Origin of the sequence: Streptococcus sp. Marseille-Q0941 (genome assembly GCF_943736975.1) — a bacterium.
Classification (GTDB): domain Bacteria; phylum Bacillota; class Bacilli; order Lactobacillales; family Streptococcaceae; genus Streptococcus.
Window position 1 is genome coordinate 183380 of sequence record NZ_CALSFO010000006.1, and the last position, 22502, is coordinate 205881.

Here is a 22502-nt window from a genome sequence, read left to right on the forward strand (position 1 = left end):
AGTGACGGATATTGAAATGATAAAACTAAAAAAATCTTTTAAAAAAGCCTTTACAAAAAAATGAAAAGTGGTATAATAGAGGTGTGAATGATGCAAACGTTTTCGTAAATCGTTTGCATTAAAATAAAAATAAGGAGATTTGGATGATGAAAGATACATTCAAAAATGTCTTGTCTTTCGAATTTTGGCAAAAATTCGGTAAGGCTCTAATGGTGGTTATCGCTGTTATGCCAGCGGCTGGATTGATGATTTCAATCGGTAAGTCGCTCGTGATGATTAACCCTAACTTTGCCCCACTGGTAATTACTGGTGGTGTACTAGAGCAAATCGGTTGGGGAGTTATCGTTAACCTTCATATCTTGTTTGCCCTCGCTATCGGAGGAAGCTGGGCTAAAGAACGCGCTGGTGGTGCTTTTGCTGCTGGTCTTGCCTTTATCTTAATCAACCGTATCACTGGTACAATCTTTGGAGTATCAGGTGACATGTTGAAAGATCCAAATGCTATGGTTTCAACACTATTGGGTGGGTCAATCAAAGTTTCTGATTACTTTATCAGTGTTATGGAAGCTCCTGCACTTAACATGGGTGTCTTCGTAGGGATTATTTCTGGTTTTATTGGGGCAACTGCCTTTAACAAATACTACAACTTCCGTAAGCTTCCTGATGCACTTTCATTCTTTAACGGAAAACGTTTTGTACCGTTTGTAGTTATTGTTCGTTCAGTAATTGCTGCAATTGTTCTTTCAATTTTCTGGCCACTTGTTCAAACAGGTATTAACAGCTTTGGTATCTGGATTGCTAACTCTCAAGAAACAGCTCCAGTATTGGCACCGTTCTTGTATGGTACTTTGGAACGCTTGCTCTTGCCATTTGGACTTCACCACATGTTGACTATCCCAATGAACTATACAGCTCTTGGTGGTACTTATGATATCATGACTGGTGCAGCAAAAGGTAGTCAAGTATTTGGTCAAGATCCACTTTGGCTTGCATGGGTAACAGACCTTGTAAACCTTAAAGGTACTGACGCTGGTCAATACCAACACTTGTTAGATACAGTACATCCAGCTCGCTTCAAGGTTGGACAAATGATTGGTTCATTTGGTATCTTGATGGGTGTGATCGTAGCTATCTACCGCAACGTTGATGCTGATAAGAAACACCAATACAAGGGTATGATGATTGCGACAGCCCTTGCAACATTCTTGACAGGGGTTACTGAACCAATCGAGTATATGTTCATGTTCATCGCAACACCTCTTTACCTTGTATACTCACTAGTTCAAGGTGCTGCCTTTGCCATGGCTGACGTAGTAAACCTACGTATGCACTCATTCGGTTCTATCGAATTCTTGACTCGTACTCCTCTAGCTATCAATGCTGGCCTTGGTATGGATATCATTAACTTTATCTGGGTGACAGTACTCTTTGCAACTATCATGTACTTCATCGCTAACTTCATGATTCAAAAATTCAACTACGCAACTCCAGGACGTAACGGTAACTATGAAAATGCCGAAGGTTCATCAGAATCTGAAGCTGCTGGTGAGTCAAAAGTTGCAGAAGCTTCTCAAGCTGTTAACATCATCAACCTTCTTGGTGGACGTGCTAACATCGTCGATGTGGATGCATGTATGACTCGTCTTCGTGTTACTGTAAAAGACGCAGATCGTGTTGGTACTGAAGAACAATGGAAATCAGAAGGAGCTATGGGACTTGTCATGAAAGGACAAGGTGTCCAAGCTATCTACGGACCTAAAGCTGACGTTTTGAAATCAGATATCCAAGATATTCTTGACTCAGGTGAAGTAATTCCTGAAACTCTTCCAAGTCAAATGGTAGCAGCTCAAAAAGATGCTGTTGTATACAAAGGAGTGACTGAAGAAGTTTACTCAGTTGCTGATGGTAAAGTTATCGAATTGGAACAAGTTAAGGATCCTGTCTTCGCACAAAAAATGATGGGTGATGGATTTGCAGTGGAACCATCAAATGGAAACATTGTATCTCCAGTTTCAGGTACGGTATCAAGTATCTTCCCAACTAAACATGCTCTTGGTCTTGTAACTGAAGCAGGCCTTGAAGTACTTGTTCACATCGGTTTGGACACAGTAAGTCTTGAAGGAAAACCATTTACAGTTCGTGTTACTGAAGGACAACAGGTTGCTGCGGGTGATCTTCTTGTCACAGCTGACTTGGGTGCTATCCGTGACGCTGGTCGTGAAACTACAACTGTGGTTGTCTTCACAAATGGTGATGCGATTAAATCAGTTAAATTAGAACAAACCGGTTCTCTTGCAGCTAACACAGCAGTTGCGAAAGTAGAATTGTAATCGATTAGGGGTTGGAATCTATTTCCAACCTCTTGTTTATAGGAGAAAAGTATGAAGTTTTTAACACTCAATACTCATAGTTGGATGGAAAAGAATACCGAAGAAAAATTTCAGCTCTTGTTACAAGATATACTTGAAAATAGTTATGATTTGATTTGTTTTCAAGAAATCAATCAAGAAATTACTTCAGCGCAAGTAGAAGCGGGCCCGCTATATCATCCGTTACCTTCAGCAGAACCCATTCACCAAGACCATTATGTGCGTCTTTTGGTAGAGAAACTAGCTGAAAAAGGTCACAAATATTATTGGACTTGGGCTTATAATCATATCGGTTATGACCGTTATCATGAGGGTGTGGCCATTCTATCTAAAACACCAATTGAGGCGCGTGAAATTTTGGTTTCAGATGTAGCTGATCCAACTGATTATCACACTCGTCGAGTTGCATTAGCAGAAACAGTAGTGGAAGGAAAAGAGCTTGCAGTTGCGAGTGTGCATCTTTCTTGGTGGGATAAAGGTTTCCAAGAGGAGTGGGCACGCTTTGAAGCAGTTCTGAAAAAATTGAACAAGCCTCTCTTGCTAGCTGGTGATTTCAATAATCCTGCAGGTCAAGAGGGTTATCAAGCTATCCTAGCTAGTCCACTAGACTTACAAGATGCATTTGAAGTTGCTAAAGAGAGAAGCGGTAGCTATACAGTTCCACCTGAAATTGATGGTTGGAAGGGCAACAGTGAGCCTCTAAGGATAGATTATGTCTTTACGACAAAGGATATAGAGGTAGAAAACTTACATGTAGTTTTTGATGGCAAGCAAAGTCCACAAGTTAGTGATCACTATGGTCTTCAAGCAAAACTTTCTTGGAAGAACTAAGAAAGAATTTTACTAAAATAAAACAAGCCCCCCTTTTGATAACGAAGGGGGGTTACTGATTCAAGGGGTTAATATAGTTAAAGTTTTTAGTTGAATAACTTGTAAAATAGAATAAAATCCTTTAAAATAAAAAGAGTTGGAGGAATTTATGAATGTAAATCAAATTGTGCGTATGATCCCGACGCTAAAGGTAAATAATAGAAGATTAAATGAATTGTTTTATATCGAAACCTTGGGTATGAAACCCCTGCTTGAGGAGTCTGCTTTTCTATCTCTAGGAGACCAGTCAGGCATTGAAAAAATGGTTTTAGAAGAATCACCGAGTATGAGAAGCCGTAAGGTTGAAGGGACAAAAAAATTAGCTAGATTGATTGTAAAAGTAGAGAATCCATCTGAGATTGAAGCACTACTTGCTAGAATGGATAAAATCCCTCAATTATACAAAGGAACCAAAGGGTATGCTTTTGAAGTCCTTTCACCAGAAGGGGACCTAGTCCTTATCCATGCAGAAGATGATACCAAAGAGTTGAAAAAGGTTGAGGAAACAGTCACTTTTTCAAAAGATGAGAAACTGCAATATTTGACAGTATTTGATATTTCAGTGGAAATTAACTTGCCTGAAGAGACGACAAGCCTCCTTGAAAAAGAGGAAATCGAAAATGGGCTAGCTTTTAAACAAGCCCAAGGTAGTGATTTGCTGGTTGAAAATAATGTAACTTGGGACTTGTCTATGTTGAAATTCCAAGTACAAACACTTGACTTAGCTAATCTTCGTCAACGTTTTGAAACTGTAGGCTACTTTGCTCCAAAGTCTGAAAAGTTTTTCCTAACCAAGGATACCAACAATATTGAGTTGTGGTTTGAAGAAGTATGAAGCAAGAAATCATTCAAAAAATAGAGCAACAAATTGAGGCAGGGATTTATCCTGGTGCCTCTTTTGCGTATTATCAGGATGGTGTTTGGTCTGACTGGTACTTGGGAGTAGCCAATCCAGAAACAGCTGAAAAAACTCGTGAGGGTTTGGTCTATGATTTGGCTAGTGTGAGTAAGGTTGTTGGTGTTGGAACCGTCTTAACCTTCTTGTGGAAGCAAGGCAAGATTGAGCTCGATCAATCCATAAAGACCTATCTTCCAGAGGCGGATTATCCAGACATCACCATTCGACAATTGCTAACGCATGCGACGGATTTGGATCCTTATATCCCTAACAGAGATCAGCTCTCAGCGGAACAGCTAAGAGAAGCTATGTTTCATTTGAATCGCCGAGAGAAGAGAGCTTTTCTATACTCAGATGTACACTTTCTCTTACTCGGTTTTCTCCTAGAAACCCATTTTGAAAAGGATTTGGATCAGATCATACAAGAGCAAGTGTTGAATCCATGGAAGATGAAGGAAACCCAGTTTGGCCCAGTTAGCAGTGCTGTTCCAACTGTTCGTGGACAGAAAGCAGGCTTGGTGCATGATCCCAAAGCTCGTTTACTAGGCATACATGCTGGGAGTGCTGGCTTATTTTCAACTGTTAAAGATTTAAAAATCTTCCTAAAGCATTATTTGCAGGATGATTTTGCTGCAGGATTAAGCCAGAATTTTTCAGACTTGAGTGACAAAGAACGCTCATTAGCATGGAATCTTGAAGGCGATTGGCTGGATCATACAGGTTATACGGGTACTTTTATCATGTGGAATCGCAAGAAGCGGGAAGCAGCTATTTTCTTGTCCAATAGAACCTACGAAAAAGACCAGCGTGCCCAATGGATTATAGACCGTAATCAGATCATGGATTTGATTCGTGAAGCAGACTAGGGAGGAAGTATGTCAAAGGCTGTTAAAGGAACTCTTTTTACCGTGATTGCAGGTATAGCTTGGGGATTATCTGGAACCAGTGGTCAGTACTTGATGGCTCATGGGATATCAGCTCTAGTTCTGACGAATATCCGTTTAATAATCGCAGGTTTGCTCTTAGTTCTTTTATCGTATATTAAGTCCAAAGAGCAATTTCTAGCTTTTCTAAAGGATCAATCAAGTCTGTTTTCTCTCTTGTTGTTTTCTTTATTTGGTCTCTTTCTTAATCAATTGGCTTATTTATCAGCTATTCAGGAGACAAATGCTGGTACAGCGACGGTTCTTCAATATGTCTGTCCCGTTGGAATTTTGGCTTACACATGTATAAAGGATAAGGTAGCACCTACCATAGCTGAAATTATTTCTATGATTTTGGCTATAGGAGGAACCTTTCTCATTGCGACTCACGGTCAATTGGATCAGCTCTCTATGACACCAGCAGGCCTCTTTTGGGGCTTGTTCTCTGCTTTAACTTATGCTCTTTATATCATTTTACCGATTAAACTGATTCAAAAATGGGGGAGCATTCTGGTTATTGGTGTCGGAATGACCATCTCTGGGTTTGTAGCAGTGCCATTTACTGGGACTATTGGTGCTCGTTTACCTATGTCTTTTGATATTCTTCTAGCTTTTTCGGGAATCATTCTTATTGGAACTGTATTTGCTTACACAGCCTTTCTTAAGGGATCCAGTATGATCGGACCAGTAAAATCTAGTCTCTTGGCCTCTATTGAGCCAATCTCTGCTGTCTTCTTTGCTTTCATGATAATGGGAGATATTTTCTATCCTATCGATTTTGTTGGAATGGCAATGATTTTATTAGCGGTAACTATTATTTCATTGAAAGATTTAATCCTAGAAAAGAGAAAGAAATCAGCGTAGATGTTATGTTACCTTATCAAAAAGTTAGTATTGAATATAAAAAATCCACTCAAGAGAGTGGATTTTATTTTTTTACATTAGTCTTTATTTTCGTATGGCAAGATCAAGTTCAAAATGATGCCTGTCATTGCTGATAGGGCAGTACCTGAAAGGGTAACTGGACCAAATTTAAGGATTGCTCCGCCAAGTCCAAGTACCAACATGGCACTTGCTATGATAAGGTTACGCATTTGTCCAAAGTCAACGCGCTCCTTAATCAAAACTTTTAAACCGTTGCTTGCGATAACCCCGTAAAGAAGGATGGACATACCACCAAGTACGGCGCTAGGGATTGTAGAAATCAAGGCTGTGAATTTTCCAAGGAAGCTTAGGGCAATTGCGATAAAGGCTGCGTTACGGATAACTGAGACAGAAGCGATACGAGTCATACCGATAACCCCTGTATTTTCACCGTAAGTGGTATTAGCTGGTCCACCGAGGAAGGCAGATACAGATGTTGCGATACCGTCACCAAGAAGGGTACGGTGAAGACCTGGATCTTTCAAGAATTGACGGCCACAGATTTGACTCAAGACCGTGTGGTCTCCGATATGTTCTGAGATTGTAACGATTGCGATTGGTAAGATTGCGATTGTTTCTGGACCGAAATATAGGTTGTATTCTTTGAAGGCACCACCTGTGTTAAATGGTAGGTAGAAACCAGGAACTTCAAACCAGTTAGCTTGAAGAACAGGTGTGAAGTCTACTAGACCAAGAAAGACTGCAAAGATATATCCACCGATAATAGCAAATAGGAAAGGAATAATTTTGAAGAATCCTTTTCCTTTGGTGTTGATGAAGGCAGCGATGAGGAAGGTAACTACTGCTACAAGAGCATTTTTCCAGTTACCATCAGCAACAAGACCAGCATTTGTTACAGCTGAACCTGCAAGACCAAGACCGATAACGATAATCATAGGTCCGATAACGATTGGAGGCAAGAGTGTATCAATCCATTTTGTACCAGCAAAGCGGATGCTAGTTGAAACAAGAACGTAGATTAAACCAGTCAAGATAACCCCTGTTTGTGCAGCAGAAACATCGCCACCCAATTCCTTCATAGCAAGAGACATTGCAGTGATGAAGGCAAAAGAAGAACCAAGATAGACTGGAACTTTAAAGCCGGTGGAAATCATGTAAATTAGTGTTCCGACACCTGATGCAAAGAGGGCAACAGATACAGGCATTCCCAAAATCAGTGGCACCAAGATGGTCGCACCAAACATGGCGAAAACGTGCTGGAAACTGAGTAGAATTCCCTTACCAAAAGAAGGACGTTGGTCAACGTCGAGTAACAAATCAACAGTTGATTCTTGTTTCATAAATACCTCACTTTTGGGGCATCAAAAAAGAGCCCTTTATTTTACAGCAATAGGCTCTCAGAGTAAGACATCTTTAAAAAGAGGATTATCTCATTCCTAAAGAATTTCATATATTTCTACGTCTTCGTCACCTCACAGGATGACATTAAAAACCTTTGCTTGTGATAGTATAGCAGAAAAAAATGATTTTGTAAATCATTTTTTCCCGAGCCTTGAAATGAGAAAGCGAGGTATGATTTTGTACATTATTTTTAAAGTGGGCGTTTATTGGGCATGCCAGCCTTACGGGGATATTTGTTTGGAGTTTCCTTTTTCTTTTCAACGATGGTGATGTAGCGAGGGTCTCCATTAGGAAGTGTGTAGCTGATGTTGTCTTCGACCTTGCTAAAAAGAAGGTTGAGAGCATTTTTGGCTTCTGTCAATTCCTCGGGAGCATTACTAGCCTTAAGGGCCAAAAGTTTCCCTCCTACCTTTAGATAAGGAATCGTTAATTCAGACAAGACCTGCATGCGAGCAACTGCACGAGCTGTAACAATATCGAATTGGGCACGGAAATCCTTGTCTTGAGCAAAGTCTTCAGCACGACCATGGTAGAAGTGAACCACTTCTAATCCTAGCTCTTCAGCTAGAAGCTGAAGGAAGTTGATACGCTTGTTTAGAGAATCAATGATGGTCACATCTAGCTGAGGGTAGAGAATCTTCATTGGGAGACTTGGGAAGCCTGCTCCAGCACCGATGTCTAAGAGTTTAATGGGCTGGTTTTCAATCAATCCCTGTAAAATAGGAGCGATGGAATCATAGAAGTGTTTGAGATAGACTTCTTCCTTTTCAGTAATAGCAGTAAGATTGATTTTTTCATTCCACTCGACTAAGAGTTGGAAATAACGCTCAAATTGTGCTTTTTGCTGGTCAGTGAGAATAATATTTTGTTCAGCGAGTAATGTGTAAAATTTTTCAGGTTTCATATTCTTTTCCTTCTGTAGTATCTACCTATTTTACCACAATTTTAACGAAATTTGATATACTGGTAGTAATCTTAAGTGAGAAAGGAATCCTACTATGTCTTGGATTATTCTTGGAATTTCTACTCTTATTGTTCTCTTTGTGATTGTTAGTTATAACAGCCTAGTCAGAGGCCGAATGCAAACCAAGGAAGCTTGGAGTCAGATTGATGTTCAGTTGAAGCGTCGAAATGATCTTTTGCCTAACTTGATTGAAACGGTTAAAGGTTATGCGAAATATGAAAGTTCTACACTTGAAAAAGTGACTCAACTTCGAACACAAGTAGCGGCAGCAACTACACCTGCAGAAGCCATGAAAGCTAGTGATGCCCTTACTCGTCAAGTATCAGGTATCTTTGCGGTGGCTGAGAATTACCCCGACTTGAAAGCTAGTAGCAATTTTTTGCAATTACAAGAAGAATTGACTAACACAGAAAATAAAATTTCTTATGCACGACAGCTCTATAATAGTGTTGTTAGCAACTACAATCTTAAATTAGAAACTTTCCCTAGTAATCTGATTGCGGCTATATTTGGCTTTAAAGCAGCTGATTTCCTTCAAACTCCAGAAGAAGAAAAGGTTGTTCCTAAAGTTGATTTTAGTGGTTTAGGTGATTAAGATGCTGTACAAACAAATCGCTAGTAATAAACGTAAAACTTGGCTTCTATTAATTGTTTTCTTTCTTCTCTTGGCCCTAGTTGGGTATGCGGTTGGATTTCTTTTCATGAACTCAGGATTTGGAGGCGTGACGATAGCCATGATTATTGGCTTTATCTATGCCTTGACGATGATTTTTCAATCTACAGAGATTGTCATGAGCATGAATGGTGCGCGTGAAGTTGACAGGAATGAAGAACCAGTCCTTTATCATGTTGTGGAGGATATGGCTATGGTAGCCCAAATTCCTATGCCACGTGTTTATGTGATTGATGACCCAGGCTTGAATGCATTCGCAACAGGTTCGAATCCTCAAAATGCTGCTGTAGCAGCAACTTCAGGACTATTAGATATCATGAATCGCGAGGAGTTAGAAGCTGTAATGGGACATGAAGTGAGTCACATACGTAACTTGGATATTCGTATTTCTACCATTGCTGTTGCTCTTGCCAGTGCCATTACACTTTTATCGAGTATGGCTGGTCGTATGATGTGGTGGGGAGGGGCATCACGTAGTAGAAGAAATAGTGACCGTGACAGTGGAGGACTTGAAGTGATACTGTTAGTCATTTCTCTCTTAGCCATTGTTTTGGCACCTCTTGCAGCAACTTTGGTACAGTTAGCCATTTCTCGCCAACGAGAATTTTTGGCGGATGCTTCAAGTGTGGAATTGACTCGTAATCCGCAAGGGATGATCAATGCTTTACAAAAATTAGACAATAGTCAACCCATGAGTCATCATGTGGATGATGCTAGTAGTGCCCTTTATATCAACGATCCTCAAAAAAGAGGTTTTCTTAAAAAACTATTCTACACTCATCCACCTATTTCAGAACGAATTGAGCGTTTGAAACATATGTAAAAAACATCCAGAGGTTTTCCTTTGGATGTTTTATTTCTAAAAGTTAAAGATCTTGCAAATCGACTACTTCCAAACCATGTTCTGTCAGTCGATAGATACTCGTACAGACTTCTTTTAAGAAACGCCGATCATGCGAAACAGTGATGAGACCACCAGGGTAATTGGCAAAGAGTTTTCGGATTTCTGGTTGAGATGTTGGAGAAAAGTTTCGTGTGGGTTCATCCAGAAGGAGAAAGTTTGGTTTTCGCAGAACTAAATTCAAAAGAAGGAGTTTTCCTTGTTGACCTCCAGATAAGGAGTGAATCTGGTGGTGCATCTCTGGATAGCTGAAATTGAGACTGGCTAAGTGAGATTGGATTTTCTGTAATTCCTCTTTGTGTCCAGTTTGGCTGAGAAATTCTACTGGCGATAGATCCAATTGCAATGTTTTTTTGTAATCTTGTGGCATAAATCCAAGCGAGATCTCTCTTTTACCGCTTAGTAGTTGATGTAACTTTGCTAACAGAGTCGATTTGCCAACGCCATTAGGACCGATAATGCCGATTTTTTCTTGACCACGGACAGTTAATTGTAGCCCTTGAGCCAAAATTCGTTCGCCAATGGATAAAGTCTCATTTTCCAGTCGAACTATGATTTTTGAAGCCGCTAATGGCTCTATATCTGAAAAGAAGAGTTGGATTTGTTCCTCTTCAAGGGGCTTTTGAGTCATGGTCTGAGCTACTTTTTCGTAGCGTTTTTCTTGAGAGAGTATATTTTTCATCTTTTTAGCCAGTAGACGCCCAGCAACATCATTTGTAGTGTTTCGCAAAGCAGTTTCGACATTTTGCTTGACTCGGCGATGCTTTTCCATGGTTTTATCATAGGAACGTTGGTCATTGGCAGCTTGCTGACATTGTCTGGCAAAATGAGCCTTTCTCTGTTCACTATAGCAATCATAATCTAAATGTTCGACTAGGGTTTCAGCTTTCTTTCGATGCTTGACTAGTCGTAGGTGGATAATGGTGTCTGCCGTTTGAGAGAGAAAGTCTTCATCATGGGAAATGAAAATAACGATTTGTTTGCTTTGCTGTATCTGCTTTTTTAGCCAACTAACCGTTTCAAGGTCCAGGTCATTTGAAGGCTCATCTAAAAATAGAACTTCAAAAGGTTTGGACAATTCATGAATGAGTTGAACTTTTAAGGCTTCGCCACCCGAGAGGCTCCCGATCTTTTGGTCACTAGCGAAGCGATCACTATCAAAATGCAACTCCTCAGCCAAACGATAGAGGAGACTGTAGTCTAAATCAGCGGGATCTAAAAAGAAGTAGTCGTGTAGAGTTCTATTTTTCAGGTTCTCAGTTAACTTTTGAGGAATGTAGGCCAGGGACTGAAGGTCAGACTGGATCTCGCCCTTGATCGTGAAATCAGCTAATCTTTCTCCCATTAAAGTTCGAAGTAAGGTTGATTTTCCATTTCCTTCTTCACCAATAATAGCGACCTTTTCTCCATCTTGGATGGTAATGTTTAAATCGGAAACAAGGTCTCGTAAATCTTTGTTTTGTGTGATGGTCAGATGGTTAATTTTTATCATATTGTTGCCCTTTCTAGAATGTCCATACAGCATAACAAAAAGCTCTACTTTACCTAGTAGAGCCAATTGTCTATGTCAAAAAATCCTCTTTTAAAAGGGCTGAAAATCCAGCAAAAAAAAGAGCGCACAAAAAGAGACAGAAACAAGATCTACTAAATAAAGGTTCTTTATTTGATAGACTTAGTTGTTCATGTCTCCCTTACCTCCGAGTATTGTTAGAATCATCATACTCTTTTTGAAAAAATTTGTCAAGATTTAGACAGAAAATCCTCTATTTTTAAAGACCAAAAACAGGTCCATAAAGCGTCAGCGTATGCTTAACGTGATCGTAGTGGAATTTATCATAATTTCGCCAAGATGTGCGAGCCTGGTCGTTTAGTTTTAGGCTACCAAGTCCAATCAAAAGACTAGTACGTTGGTAAAAGGCTTCCAGTTCAATTAAGATAGCGTTGTCTACTTTCTCAGCTTTTTTGAGTGCTCTGAGAATTTCGTCTATATTTTGTTGTAAGCGTAGGTCATCAGGTAATCCTTGTTTACAGCTTTGTATAGTTTGATTTAATTCTGAGACTAATTGATAGGCTTCTGTTAAAAGAGCTTTGTCTTCCATATGAGCGTCCTCCTTTGCTCATGTATTGATGCCTATAGTATAGCACAAAAAATAAAATTGTCATAATAAATATATCAAAAAATACAGAACGATCTTTTAAAAGTTTAGAGGCCTTGCTTGACCGCTTTTCATGGTATAATCAAGTGAGTAAATCTTAATGGAGGAAGTATGAAATTAAATATTCAAGAAATCCGTAAGCAGCCTGAAGGTTTGCATTTTGAGCAAACTCTGGACTTGGCAACTGACTTACGTGACCGAAATCAAGAAATTTTAGATGTCAAAGATATTGTCGCAGTAGGAAAAGTTCAGTACGAAGACCGTATGTATTTCTTAGATTATCAACTATCTTACACCATCGTTCTTGCTTCTAGCCGTAGTATGGACCCTGTAGAATTGAAAGAGTCTTATCCAGTGACAGAAGTCTTTATGGAAGGTGCTACTAATCAACTGGATCAAGAAGTTTTGGATGATGACTTAGTTTTGCCTATAGAAAATGGGGAAATCGACCTGTCCGAAAGTGTTTCGGATAATATCTTGCTCAATATTCCAATCAAGGTCTTAACGGCAGAAGAAGAAGCAGGTCAGGGATTTATTTCTGGAAATGACTGGCAAATCATGACTGAGGAAGAGTATCAAGCTCAACAAGCAGTCAAGAAAGAAGAAAGTAGTCCTTTTGCAGGTTTACAAGGACTGTTTGATGGAGACGAATAGATGGTTTTATCCAAGAAACGTGCCCGTTATGTCATTGAGGAAATCATAGCTCTTTTTCCAGATGCAAAACCTAGTCTAGATTTTCGCAATCATTTTGAACTCTTAGTTGCAGTTATGTTGTCTGCTCAGACGACAGATGCTGCAGTAAATAAAGCAACTCCAGCTCTTTTTGAAGCCTTCCCTACACCGCAAGCCATGGCGGACGCAAGTGAGAATGAGATTGCTAAACATATTTCTCGACTAGGCCTTTATCGAAACAAAGCCAAGTTCCTCAAGAAATGTGCCCAGCAACTATTAGAAGATTTTGACGGTCAAGTTCCTCAGACTAGAGAAGAATTAGAAAGCTTGGCAGGAGTTGGTCGTAAAACGGCTAATGTAGTCATGAGTGTGGGCTTTGGAATTCCAGCTTTTGCGGTAGATACCCATGTGGAGCGCATTTGCAAACACCATGATATTGTTAAAAAATCAGCTACCCCATTAGAAGTTGAAAAACGTGTCATGGATGTCTTACCACCAGAAAAGTGGTTGGCGGCGCATCAGGCCATGATCTACTTTGGTCGTGCTATCTGTCATCCGAAAAATCCAGAATGCGAACACTATCCACAATTGTATGATTTTAGTTCATTATAAGGTCAAACATTGAATGTTTTTACTTGCTTTGAACTGGGCTTTGTGTTATAGTAAGAACAATAAAATATTCCTTTAAAACCTGTCCCGTGAGGCAGGCAAGGAGCTCGATAAAGTAGAAGGGCAAGTCTATGCTGTTTCCAGTATGGCTCGCTTAATGATACATTCTCAAGTCTCCTTGTCTAAGGAGACTTTTCTTTTTGGAGGTTTGTCATGAAGACAAAAGAAGTTGTAGACGAATTAACCGTCAAGCGAGCAATTACGCGTATCACTTATGAAATTATCGAACGCAACAAAGATTTGAACAAAATCATTTTAGCGGGAATTAAAACACGAGGTGTCTTTATCGCTCACCGCATCCAAGAGCGCTTGGAACAATTGGAAAACATCTCTGTTCCCGTTGTAGAATTAGATACTAAACCTTACCGTGACGATGTCAAAAGTGGTGAAGATACTTCCTTGATTTCTGTTGATGTGACAGACCGCGAAGTTATCTTGGTGGATGATGTTCTCTACACGGGTCGTACAATTCGTGCGGCTATCGATAATATTGTCGGACATGGTCGTCCTGCTCGTGTGAGTCTAGCAGTACTAGTGGACCGTGGTCACAGAGAATTGCCAATTCGTCCAGATTACGTTGGAAAAAATATTCCAACAAGTCGCTCTGAAGAAATCATCGTTGAGATGACAGAACTGGATGGTCAAGATAGAGTTTTGATTACTGAAGAAGCTTAAAAGCTAAAGGAGTAGCCATGTCAGAAAATCAACAAGCACTGGAACATGTGGTGTCCATGGAAGATCTCACTGTAGATCAGGTTATAAAATTGATTAAACGAGGGATCGAGTTTAAAAATGGAGCCCAGTTACCCTACGAAGATCATCCTATTGTTGCCAACCTTTTCTTTGAAAATTCGACAAGAACGCATAAATCTTTCGAAGTTGCAGAGATTAAGCTTGGAATGGAACGACTTGACTTTGATGTAAAGACAAGTTCAGTCAACAAGGGTGAGACACTCTATGATACAATCCTGACCTTGTCTGCGCTTGGTGTAGATATCTGTGTTATTCGACACCCAGAGGTTGATTACTACAGGGAATTGATTGCAAGCCCAACCATTACGACATCGATTATCAATGGGGGTGATGGCTCAGGGCAACATCCTAGTCAGAGCCTGCTTGATTTGATGACAATTTACGAAGAATTTGGCCGTTTTGAAGGGCTCAAGGTTGCCATTGCTGGTGACTTGGACCATTCACGTGTTGCCAAGTCCAATATGCAAATTTTAAAACGTTTAGGTGCAGAATTGTATTTTGCAGGCCCTGAAGAATGGCGAAGCCAAGAATTTGCAGACTATGGTCAGTTTGTAAGTATTGACGAGATTGTTGACCAGGTGGATGTTCTGATGTTGCTTCGAGTTCAACATGAACGCCACGAAAGTGGAGCAGTCTTCTCAAAAGAAGAGTATCACGCTCAACATGGCTTGAACCAAGAGCGCTACAATCGCTTAAAAGAAGAAGCGATCATTATGCATCCGGCTCCAGTGAATCGGGATGTGGAAATCGCTGACCACTTGGTTGAGGCTCCAAAATCACGCATTGTCCAACAAATGACCAATGGAGTCTTTGTTCGAATGGCAATCTTAGAATCTGTATTGGCAAGTAGAAAAGCCAAATAAGACACAAAACGTTAAAAGACGCCAGTGAGCGTCCACGAGAGGTGAAAATATGACAAAACGACTTCTAGTTTTAGAAGATGGCACAGTTTTTGAAGGTAAGGCCTTCGGTGCAGATATTGATGTAACAGGGGAAATCGTCTTTAACACAGGGATGACAGGATATCAAGAATCCATTACAGACCAGTCTTATAATGGACAGATCTTGACCTTCACGTATCCACTAGTAGGAAATTATGGGATTAACCGTGACGACTACGAGTCTATTAGTCCTACTTGTAAGGGAGTTGTAGTTTTCGAAGAGGCACGTAGAGCCAGCAACTGGCGTAACCAAATGACGCTGGACGAATTCTTGAAGGCCAAGAAAATTCCTGGAATTTCAGGTATTGACACTCGAGCTCTTACAAAGATTATCCGTAAACATGGTACCATGAGAGCCACTCTAACCCATGCTGGCGATAGTATGGATCACATTGCAGATCAACTTCAAGCAACTGTCTTACCGACTGATAATATCAGACAAGTTTCTACCAAGACTTCTTATCCAGCTCCAGGAGTTGGCTTGAGTGTTGTCCTTGTTGACTTTGGACTTAAGCACTCTATTTTACGAGAGCTATCTAAACGTGATTGCAATGTGACTGTAGTTCCATATACAACTACAGCTGAGGAAATCTTGCATTTAAACCCAGACGGAGTTATGTTGTCAAATGGTCCTGGAAATCCAGAAGATGTACCAGAAGCTCTTGATATGATTCGTGGGATCCTCGGGAAAATTCCAATCTTTGGGATCTGTATGGGGCACCAACTCTTTGCCATGGCAAATGGTGCTAAGACCTATAAAATGAAGTTTGGTCACCGTGGCTTTAACCACGCTGTACGTGAAATTGCAACTGGGCGCGTGGACTTCACTAGTCAAAACCACGGTTATGCAGTTAGCCGTGAGGATTTACCAGAGCACTTAATCATCACCCATGAAGAAATCAATGACAAGTCAGTTGAAGGCGTACGTCACAGATACCAACCAGGTTTCTCCGTACAATTTCACCCAGACGCAGCTCCTGGACCACACGACGCAAGCTACCTATTTGACGAGTTTATCGAGATGATGGAAGCTTTCAAACAATCAAACTAAGAACGAGTAGAAGCTCGTCGGAGAATTTATTTAATGGCAACCTGAGAGTTGCCAAATAGAAAGGCAGGTCGTTTCTTTTAGTCGCTATCAGGCGAACTAAAAACTCCCTGCACTAGATTTTTTACCGAAAATGATCGTTTCGCTAAAAAATCGTCGGAGAATTTATTTAATGGCAATCAGAGAGTTGCCGAATAGAAAGGAGAAGATACATTGTTCGCGGAAGTGAACACGCCCTAAGAACTGTGTGAAAAAGATAAACATTGATTTGACGCTGAAGGCGTCTGCACCAAGTTTCCTATTTTCACTGTGTTCTTGACGGGCTTTGTATCATAAACTATGCCTAAACGTACTGATATTCAAAAAATTATGGTGATTGGTTCTGGTCCGATTATTATTGGTCAGGCTGCTGAGTTTGACTATGCGGGGACCCAGGCCTGCTTGTCTTTGAAAGAGGAAGGTTATGAAGTTGTCTTGGTGAACTCAAACCCTGCCACCATCATGACGGACAAGGAGATTGCGGACAAGGTCTACATCGAGCCAATCACACTTGAGTTTGTAACTCGTATTCTCCGTAAGGAACGTCCGGATGCTTTGCTTCCAACTCTTGGAGGTCAGACAGGGCTCAATATGGCCATGGAATTGTCTAAAAATGGTATCCTAGATGAGCTTGGAGTAGAACTTCTCGGTACTAAATTGTCTGCCATCGACCAAGCAGAGGATCGTGATCTCTTTAAACAATTGATGGAAGAGCTTGAGCAGCCAATTCCAGAATCTGAAATTGTCAACACAGTGGAAGAAGCTGTTGCCTTTGCGGCATCAATCGGCTACCCTGTTATCGTTCGTCCAGCCTTTACTCTAGGTGGTACTGGTGGTGGTATGTGTGCCAACGAGGAAGAATTGCGTGAAATCGCTGAAAATGGTCTGAAGTTGTCGCCTGTTACCCAGTGTTTGATTGAGAGATCTATTGCTGGTTTCAAGGAAATCGAGTACGAAGTGATGCGTGACTCAGCTGACAATGCCCTAGTTGTATGTAACATGGAAAACTTTGACCCAGTTGGAATCCACACAGGGGACTCTATCGTATTTGCCCCTGCGCAAACCATGTCTGACTATGAAAACCAAATGCTTCGTGATGCCAGCTTGAGTATCATCCGCGCTCTCAAGATTGAAGGTGGATGTAATGTTCAGTTGGCTTTGGACCCACACAGCTTTAAGTACTATGTTATCGAAGTAAATCCTCGTGTATCTCGTTCGTCAGCCCTTGCTTCTAAAGCAACAGGGTACCCAATCGCCAAATTGGCTGCCAAGATTGCGGTAGGGTTGACCTTGGATGAAGTTATTAACCCAGTTACAGGTTCAACCTATGCCATGTTTGAACCGGCCCTTGACTATGTGGTGGCTAAGATTCCACGTTTCCCATTTGACAAGTTTGAAAAGGGTGAGCGTCGTCTTGGAACTCAGATGAAAGCAACTGGAGAAGTCATGGCGATCGGTCGAAACATCGAGGAGTCACTTCTCAAGGCTTGTCGTTCCCTTGAAATTGGTGTCCACCACAATGAAATGCCTGAGCTTGCAGATGTTTCAGATGATGCCTTAATTGAAAAAGTTGTCAAGGCTCAAGATGACCGTCTCTTCTACGTATCAGAAGCTATTCGTCGTGGTTATACACCAGAAGAGATTGCTGACTTGACTAAGATTGATATCTTCTACCTTGATAAACTCTTGCATATCTTTGAGATTGAACAAGAATTGGGCGCTCATCCACATGATTTAGACGTCTTAAAAACTGCAAAACTCAATGGTTTCTCAGATCGTAAGATTGCTGAACTCTGGAAAACAACAGCCGACCAAGTTCGCCAATTACGTTTGGAAAACAAAATTGTTCCAGTCTACAAGATGGTCGATACCTGTGCTGCAGAGTTCGATTCAGAAACTCCATACTTCTACTCAACCTATGGTTGGGAAAATGAATCTATCAAATCTGATAAGGAATCTGTACTTGTCCTAGGTTCTGGTCCAATCCGTATCGGTCAAGGGGTTGAGTTTGACTACGCAACTGTACACTCTGTTAAGGCTATCCAAGCTGCTGGTTATGAAGCCATTATCATGAACTCAAATCCAGAAACAGTTTCAACAGACTTCTCTGTATCAGATAAACTTTACTTTGAGCCCTTGACTTTTGAAGATGTGATGAATGTCATCGATTTGGAGCAACCAAAGGGTGTGATTGTTCAGTTTGGTGGTCAAACAGCCATCAACCTTGCTGAGCCATTGGCAAAAGCTGGTGTGACTATCCTTGGTACTCAAGTTGCTGACTTGGATCGTGCAGAGGACCGTGATCTCTTCGAACAAGCCCTCAAAGACTTGGATATTCCACAACCGCCTGGACAGACTGCAACCAATGAAGAAGAAGCAGTGCTTGCTGCTCGTAAGATTGGTTTCCCAGTTCTAGTTCGCCCTTCATATGTCTTGGGTGGACGTGCCATGGAAATCGTTGAGAATGAGGATGATCTTCGTTCTTACATGCGTACTGCGGTTAAGGCAAGTCCTGACCACCCTGTTCTTGTTGACTCTTATATCGTCGGACAAGAGTGTGAAGTCGATGCCATTTCAGACGGACAAAATGTCCTCATCCCTGGTATCATGGAGCATATCGAACGCGCTGGTGTCCACTCAGGTGACTCCATGGCGGTTTATCCTCCTCAAACCTTGTCGCAAAAGGTACAAGAAACTATCGCAGACTACACCAAACGTCTTGCAATTGGCCTCAACTGTCTTGGCATGATGAATATTCAGTTTGTTATCAAGGATGAGAAAGTCTATGTTATTGAAGTGAACCCTCGTGCCAGTCGTACCGTACCGTTCCTTTCAAAAGTAACCAATATCCCAATGGCTCAGGTAGCGACTAAGTTGATTCTCGATCAAAGTCTCGAAGAGCTTGGTTACCAAGATGGACTTTACCCTGAAAGTACTCGCGTTCATATCAAGGCACCAGTCTTCTCCTTTACCAAGTTAGCTAAGGTAGACAGCCTTCTTGGCCCTGAAATGAAGTCAACAGGAGAAGTCATGGGTTCTGATACCACTCTTGAAAAAGCTCTCTACAAGGCCTTTGAAGCTTCTTATCTACACTTGCCAACCTTTGGGAATGTTGTCTTTACTATCGCAGACGATGCTAAAGAAGAAGCCTTGGATTTAGCTCGTCGTTTCCAAAATATTGGCTACGGAATCCTTGCAACTGAAGGAACAGCAGATTTCTTTGCAAGTCATGGATTGAAGGCTCAACGTGTCGGTAAAATAGGCCATGATGAACACGATATTCCAAGCTACGTCCGAAAAGGAAAAATTCAAGCTATCATTAACACTGTTGGTACCAAACGGACAGCTGATGAAGATGGTGAACAAATCAGACGTTCAGCAATTGAACATGGAGTTCCTCTATTTACAGCTTTGGATACAGCAGATGCGATGTTAAAAGTATTAGAAAGCAGAAGTTTCGTCACAGAAGCTATTTAATGGAAAAGGTTCTCTTTTGAGAACCTTTTTATTTCAACAATATAAATTTAGTTATAAAAATCACATTCTCAAGTAAAAAAAGGATTACAAATATAAATTAGAAATACAAATATAATATAATTTGTTTTTTCAACGAAAAATAGATCCATTAAAATTAGCAGTTTACACTTAAAACCATATAAAAAGATATTATAAAAATAAAAATTAATAGAAAAGCAAAAAGTAAACGTTTTAAAGAGCACATAATTCTTTGAGCTATTTAAATTCTTATGATAAGATGAAGATTCTAAATAAGTTAGAAGAAATTTGTATTTTAAAACCAAAAAAATAAAACATCAAATTGTTTCTGACGAATAGTAAGAATATAAAAAAGCAGAACTTATCAAGATGATAAGAAAAGAACAACAACGCTTCTCTTTGCGTAAATATAAGGTTGGTGTTGCATCAGTCTTTTTAGGAACAACTCTTAGCTTCATGATGGCTAATGGGGGTACAGCATTGGCTTCTGAGCTTCCAGCTCAGCCCGTTACCGAAGCGAAAACAGAGTTGGTAAATACGCGTGATTCTAGTGGGGAATCATCAAATAAGGATGTGGAAACTACTGATATCTATCACGTAGAAGAAGTACAAGGTACAGAAGCTGGAGTCGAGTATGACAAGATGGTTGCTACTGTTGGAGTTACTGTGACGAAGGAAGGTAAAGTATTAACTCTTACTTCATAAATGCCGGAAGATACTGAGTTTAACAATAAAGTAACACCACCAACACCACCGACACAACCAGTAACACCACCAACTCCTGAAAAACCTAAAGGTCGTGAGTTGCCAAATACTGGTGAGCAAACTACAGCTGGAGTAGTTGCTCTAGGTGTGGCACTTGGTCTAGTAGGACTTGGTTTAGTTGCAAAACAAAAAAGACGTGAAGACTAAGATTGCGAAGACATCAATATTTTGGTGTTGAACTTACAATTTTAGTTCTAATATAAAGAGGTTTTGCTAGAAAGAGCAAGGCCTTTTTACTCAACATCATCCTATAAAATTTAAAATATTAAACCGTTTTCACTTGACAAAAATTGGTCTATACCATATAATAAAATATAGAAATATGGAGGAACAATTATGAAAGTTATTCAAGTGAAAAATCCTGAAGAAGGTGGAAAAGTAGCTTTTGAAATTTTAAAAGAAAAGTTAGCAAACGGTGCTCAAACATTAGGGCTTGCGACCGGCAGCAGTCCACTTGAATTTTATGGGGAAATCGTTAAGAGTGATCTTGACTTTTCAAATCTTTTTAGTGTGAACTTGGATGAATACGTTGGATTAGATGGAGATAATCCACAGTCTTACCGTTACTTCATGCAAGAAAATCTTTTCAACAAAAAACCATTTAAAGAAAGTTTCTTGCCTCGTGGTGATAAAGACCATGCAGAAGAAGAGGTGGATCGTTACAATCAAATTCTTGCAGACCATCCTGTAGATTTGCAGATATTGGGAATTGGCCGCAATGGGCATATTGGATTTAATGAACCAGGTACACCGTTTGATAGCCAGACACATTTGGTTGATTTAGATCAGTCTACAATTGAAGCAAATGCTCGATTCTTTGATAAGATCGAAGATGTACCTACCCAAGCTATTTCAATGGGAATCAAAAATATCCTGGATGCCAAGTCTATTCTCCTCTTTGCCTACGGTGAGTCAAAAGCAGAAGCTATTGCTGGAACTGTCGAAGGTCCCGTTACTGAAAGCCTTCCAGCAAGTAGCCTTCAGAATCATGATGATGTCATTATTATTGCGGATGCTGAAGCACTTAGCTTATTGAAAAAATAAAAAAATTATTGACTATAATTATTGACTATATGACTATATAATTTATAATGGAAAGCTATTCAAAAATTTTTTGAATAGCTTTTTAAATTATAATATTATAAATTTGATTTATCAAACTTTTTTCATTTGGCATAATTTTATAAAAAATGTACGCTATAAAAGGAAAAAATCTAAAAACTTTAAAAAGTTAAAATTATAGCAAAAATACATTAAATTAGAGGCTTTTTGCCTTCGATTTCATTGACTTTTAAATTGAAATATAGTACTATTGTCTTGGATTATTTAATAATTCAATATATTTTAAAAAATAGGGAAAGAAGGAAATATTTAATGGTGAAAAAGTTAAAGAAAAAGCCGTTTTTAATATTTTTTGTATCAGTTCTGACCTTCTTGAGCGCATTGTTCTTATCGACCAATGTCGCTTATGCAGATGGGAAAGAATTAACGGGTGTAGTAACTGATATAAGTGTCCTCAACATGTCGGATTCCAAATTGGAACCGAATGCAGATGGTACTTATCAGATTATTACCAATCGTTCAAATCAGTTCTTTGTTCGATTTGACCTCAAGCAATATGATGGAAAATTGACCAATGGCGATTACTTTGATGTAGATATTCCTACACCAGTAACTGTCTTTAAAGGAACAACTGAATTGTACGATAAGGAAACAAAAGTAAATATCGGTACAGTAGTTGTTACTGCCAATGGTGATAACCAAGGTGGTAAGGCACGTGTTACTTTGAAGAACCTTGATGAGTTCCAAGCTAAAACGGGTGGGGATATCGTTAAGGGCGTAAAAGGAAACTACGCTATTGAGTTCTTATTCAAGAGTGACCAAACAGCAACACCAATCACTTTCGAAAACAAAGGTGTTGGGAAGACAATTACACATACCTTTACTTCTAAAACAGTTGACAGCAAGCAAGAAGGTTTCGAAAACTATGCTAAGAATGGTAACGATGTAGTTAGCAAAGCATGGGAATCACAAAAACTTGCAGCTATCGGTTCAGTAGGTAAAGGAGACATTTATTCTC

Annotated in this window: 18 protein-coding genes and 2 pseudogenes; 16 read left to right on the forward strand and 4 right to left on the reverse strand. The window is 40.0% G+C overall.

The window, feature by feature from the left end; translation table 11 throughout:
* Positions 1 to 143: 143 nt before the first annotated feature.
* The 5 genes from NGI26_RS07345 (at position 144) to NGI26_RS07365 (ending at position 5924) form a co-directional block, all read left to right on the forward strand.
* Positions 144 to 2330, forward strand: coding sequence for a PTS transporter subunit IIBC (locus NGI26_RS07345; protein ID WP_251938284.1), 2187 nt, complete (start codon positions 144 to 146; stop codon positions 2328 to 2330).
* A 51-nt stretch (positions 2331 to 2381) separates the two neighbouring features.
* Positions 2382 to 3200, forward strand: coding sequence for an endonuclease/exonuclease/phosphatase family protein (locus NGI26_RS07350; RefSeq protein WP_251938287.1), 819 nt, complete (start codon positions 2382 to 2384; stop codon positions 3198 to 3200).
* Between the two features lie 148 nt (positions 3201 to 3348).
* Entirely contained in the window at positions 3349 to 4074 is a 726-nt protein-coding gene (locus NGI26_RS07355; protein WP_251938289.1) for a CppA N-terminal domain-containing protein, read from the forward strand.
* Entirely contained in the window at positions 4071 to 5003 is a 933-nt protein-coding gene (locus tag NGI26_RS07360) for a serine hydrolase domain-containing protein (protein WP_251938291.1), read from the forward strand. The genes NGI26_RS07355 and NGI26_RS07360 overlap by 4 nt, the downstream gene beginning before the upstream one ends.
* Positions 5004 to 5012: 9 nt before the next feature.
* Positions 5013 to 5924 carry a DMT family transporter gene (locus tag NGI26_RS07365; RefSeq protein WP_251938293.1) on the forward strand — a complete coding sequence of 304 codons (912 nt, stop codon included), beginning with the start codon at positions 5013 to 5015 and terminating at the stop codon, positions 5922 to 5924.
* Between the two features lie 77 nt (positions 5925 to 6001).
* On the opposite strand, the gene NGI26_RS07370 is transcribed toward NGI26_RS07365, so the two are convergent.
* Together NGI26_RS07370 and rsmG are read right to left on the reverse strand one after the other, a co-directional pair.
* Positions 6002 to 7285 (reverse strand): uracil-xanthine permease family protein, encoded by a 1284-nt coding sequence (locus NGI26_RS07370; protein WP_251938295.1) that lies wholly within the window; start codon positions 7283 to 7285, stop codon positions 6002 to 6004.
* A gap of 251 nt (positions 7286 to 7536) precedes the next feature.
* Positions 7537 to 8250, reverse strand: a complete 714-nt coding sequence (gene rsmG / locus NGI26_RS07375) for a 16S rRNA (guanine(527)-N(7))-methyltransferase RsmG (RefSeq protein ID WP_251938298.1) — start codon at positions 8248 to 8250, stop codon at positions 7537 to 7539.
* Between the two features lie 94 nt (positions 8251 to 8344).
* Here rsmG and NGI26_RS07380 point away from each other — a divergent pair, with 94 nt between their 5' ends.
* Together NGI26_RS07380 and htpX are read left to right on the forward strand one after the other, a co-directional pair.
* Positions 8345 to 8905: a LemA family protein gene (locus NGI26_RS07380; RefSeq protein ID WP_251938300.1), complete on the forward strand. Its 561-nt coding sequence runs from the start codon at positions 8345 to 8347 to the stop codon at positions 8903 to 8905.
* A gap of 1 nt (position 8906) precedes the next feature.
* Positions 8907 to 9806 carry a zinc metalloprotease HtpX gene (htpX, locus tag NGI26_RS07385; RefSeq protein ID WP_251938301.1) on the forward strand — a complete coding sequence of 300 codons (900 nt, stop codon included), beginning with the start codon at positions 8907 to 8909 and terminating at the stop codon, positions 9804 to 9806.
* Between the two features lie 43 nt (positions 9807 to 9849).
* Here the strand turns inward: htpX and NGI26_RS07390 are convergent, their stop codons facing one another.
* Both NGI26_RS07390 and NGI26_RS07395 read right to left on the reverse strand, forming a co-directional pair.
* Positions 9850 to 11409: an ATP-binding cassette domain-containing protein gene (locus tag NGI26_RS07390; protein WP_251938303.1), complete on the reverse strand. Its 1560-nt coding sequence runs from the start codon at positions 11407 to 11409 to the stop codon at positions 9850 to 9852.
* A gap of 244 nt (positions 11410 to 11653) precedes the next feature.
* Entirely contained in the window at positions 11654 to 11983 is a 330-nt protein-coding gene (locus NGI26_RS07395; protein ID WP_251938306.1) for a helicase BlpT, read from the reverse strand.
* A 168-nt stretch (positions 11984 to 12151) separates the two neighbouring features.
* Here NGI26_RS07395 and NGI26_RS07400 point away from each other — a divergent pair, with 168 nt between their 5' ends.
* The 9 genes and pseudogenes from NGI26_RS07400 to NGI26_RS07445 all read left to right on the forward strand — a co-directional run.
* Positions 12152 to 12694 carry a YceD family protein gene (locus NGI26_RS07400; RefSeq protein WP_251938308.1) on the forward strand — a complete coding sequence of 181 codons (543 nt, stop codon included), beginning with the start codon at positions 12152 to 12154 and terminating at the stop codon, positions 12692 to 12694.
* Positions 12695 to 13324: an endonuclease III gene (gene nth / locus NGI26_RS07405; RefSeq protein WP_251938310.1), complete on the forward strand. Its 630-nt coding sequence runs from the start codon at positions 12695 to 12697 to the stop codon at positions 13322 to 13324. It abuts the gene before it with no gap.
* 210 nt (positions 13325 to 13534) lie between these two features.
* Positions 13535 to 14056 carry a bifunctional pyr operon transcriptional regulator/uracil phosphoribosyltransferase PyrR gene (gene pyrR / locus NGI26_RS07410; protein WP_004252509.1) on the forward strand — a complete coding sequence of 174 codons (522 nt, stop codon included), beginning with the start codon at positions 13535 to 13537 and terminating at the stop codon, positions 14054 to 14056.
* 17 nt (positions 14057 to 14073) lie between these two features.
* Entirely contained in the window at positions 14074 to 14997 is a 924-nt protein-coding gene (locus tag NGI26_RS07415) for an aspartate carbamoyltransferase catalytic subunit (protein ID WP_251938312.1), read from the forward strand.
* A 49-nt stretch (positions 14998 to 15046) separates the two neighbouring features.
* The gene (locus NGI26_RS07420) at positions 15047 to 16126 is read left to right on the forward strand and encodes a carbamoyl phosphate synthase small subunit (protein WP_251938314.1); all 1080 of its coding nucleotides are present in this window, start codon (positions 15047 to 15049) and stop codon (positions 16124 to 16126) included.
* Between the two features lie 336 nt (positions 16127 to 16462).
* Positions 16463 to 19639, forward strand: a complete 3177-nt coding sequence (gene carB / locus NGI26_RS07425) for a carbamoyl-phosphate synthase large subunit (RefSeq protein WP_251938324.1) — start codon at positions 16463 to 16465, stop codon at positions 19637 to 19639.
* A 387-nt stretch (positions 19640 to 20026) separates the two neighbouring features.
* A pseudogene (locus tag NGI26_RS09325) lies at positions 20027 to 20569 on the forward strand (YSIRK-type signal peptide-containing protein).
* Positions 20570 to 20758: 189 nt separating this feature from the next.
* Complete coding sequence (locus NGI26_RS07440; RefSeq protein WP_251938334.1) at positions 20759 to 21466, forward strand: glucosamine-6-phosphate deaminase; 708 nt, start codon at positions 20759 to 20761, stop codon at positions 21464 to 21466.
* Positions 21467 to 21796: 330 nt separating this feature from the next.
* A pseudogene (locus NGI26_RS07445) lies at positions 21797 to 22502 on the forward strand (Ig-like domain-containing protein); the annotation flags it as partial.

Bases quoted from the DNA above. Each gene is read 5' to 3' on its own strand.
- NGI26_RS07390 (WP_251938303.1), bottom strand. From the start codon at position 11,409: ATGCTGTATGGACATTCTAGAAAGGGCAACAATATGATAAAAATTAAC.
- rsmG (WP_251938298.1), bottom strand. From the start codon at position 8,250: ATGAAACCTGAAAAATTTTACACATTACTCGCTGAACAAAATATTATT.
- NGI26_RS07370 (WP_251938295.1), bottom strand. From the start codon at position 7,285: ATGAAACAAGAATCAACTGTTGATTTGTTACTCGACGTTGACCAACGT.
- NGI26_RS07400 (WP_251938308.1), top strand. From the start codon at position 12,152: ATGAAATTAAATATTCAAGAAATCCGTAAGCAGCCTGAAGGTTTGCAT.
- htpX (WP_251938301.1), top strand. From the start codon at position 8,907: ATGCTGTACAAACAAATCGCTAGTAATAAACGTAAAACTTGGCTTCTA.
- NGI26_RS07395 (WP_251938306.1), bottom strand. From the start codon at position 11,983: ATGGAAGACAAAGCTCTTTTAACAGAAGCCTATCAATTAGTCTCAGAA.
- carB (WP_251938324.1), top strand. From the start codon at position 16,463: ATGCCTAAACGTACTGATATTCAAAAAATTATGGTGATTGGTTCTGGT.
- NGI26_RS07355 (WP_251938289.1), top strand. From the start codon at position 3,349: ATGAATGTAAATCAAATTGTGCGTATGATCCCGACGCTAAAGGTAAAT.
- NGI26_RS07440 (WP_251938334.1), top strand. From the start codon at position 20,759: ATGAAAGTTATTCAAGTGAAAAATCCTGAAGAAGGTGGAAAAGTAGCT.
- NGI26_RS07420 (WP_251938314.1), top strand. From the start codon at position 15,047: ATGACAAAACGACTTCTAGTTTTAGAAGATGGCACAGTTTTTGAAGGT.
- NGI26_RS07350 (WP_251938287.1), top strand. From the start codon at position 2,382: ATGAAGTTTTTAACACTCAATACTCATAGTTGGATGGAAAAGAATACC.
- NGI26_RS07380 (WP_251938300.1), top strand. From the start codon at position 8,345: ATGTCTTGGATTATTCTTGGAATTTCTACTCTTATTGTTCTCTTTGTG.
- NGI26_RS07415 (WP_251938312.1), top strand. From the start codon at position 14,074: ATGTCAGAAAATCAACAAGCACTGGAACATGTGGTGTCCATGGAAGAT.
- nth (WP_251938310.1), top strand. From the start codon at position 12,695: ATGGTTTTATCCAAGAAACGTGCCCGTTATGTCATTGAGGAAATCATA.
- NGI26_RS07365 (WP_251938293.1), top strand. From the start codon at position 5,013: ATGTCAAAGGCTGTTAAAGGAACTCTTTTTACCGTGATTGCAGGTATA.
- NGI26_RS07360 (WP_251938291.1), top strand. From the start codon at position 4,071: ATGAAGCAAGAAATCATTCAAAAAATAGAGCAACAAATTGAGGCAGGG.
- NGI26_RS07345 (WP_251938284.1), top strand. From the start codon at position 144: ATGATGAAAGATACATTCAAAAATGTCTTGTCTTTCGAATTTTGGCAA.
- pyrR (WP_004252509.1), top strand. From the start codon at position 13,535: ATGAAGACAAAAGAAGTTGTAGACGAATTAACCGTCAAGCGAGCAATT.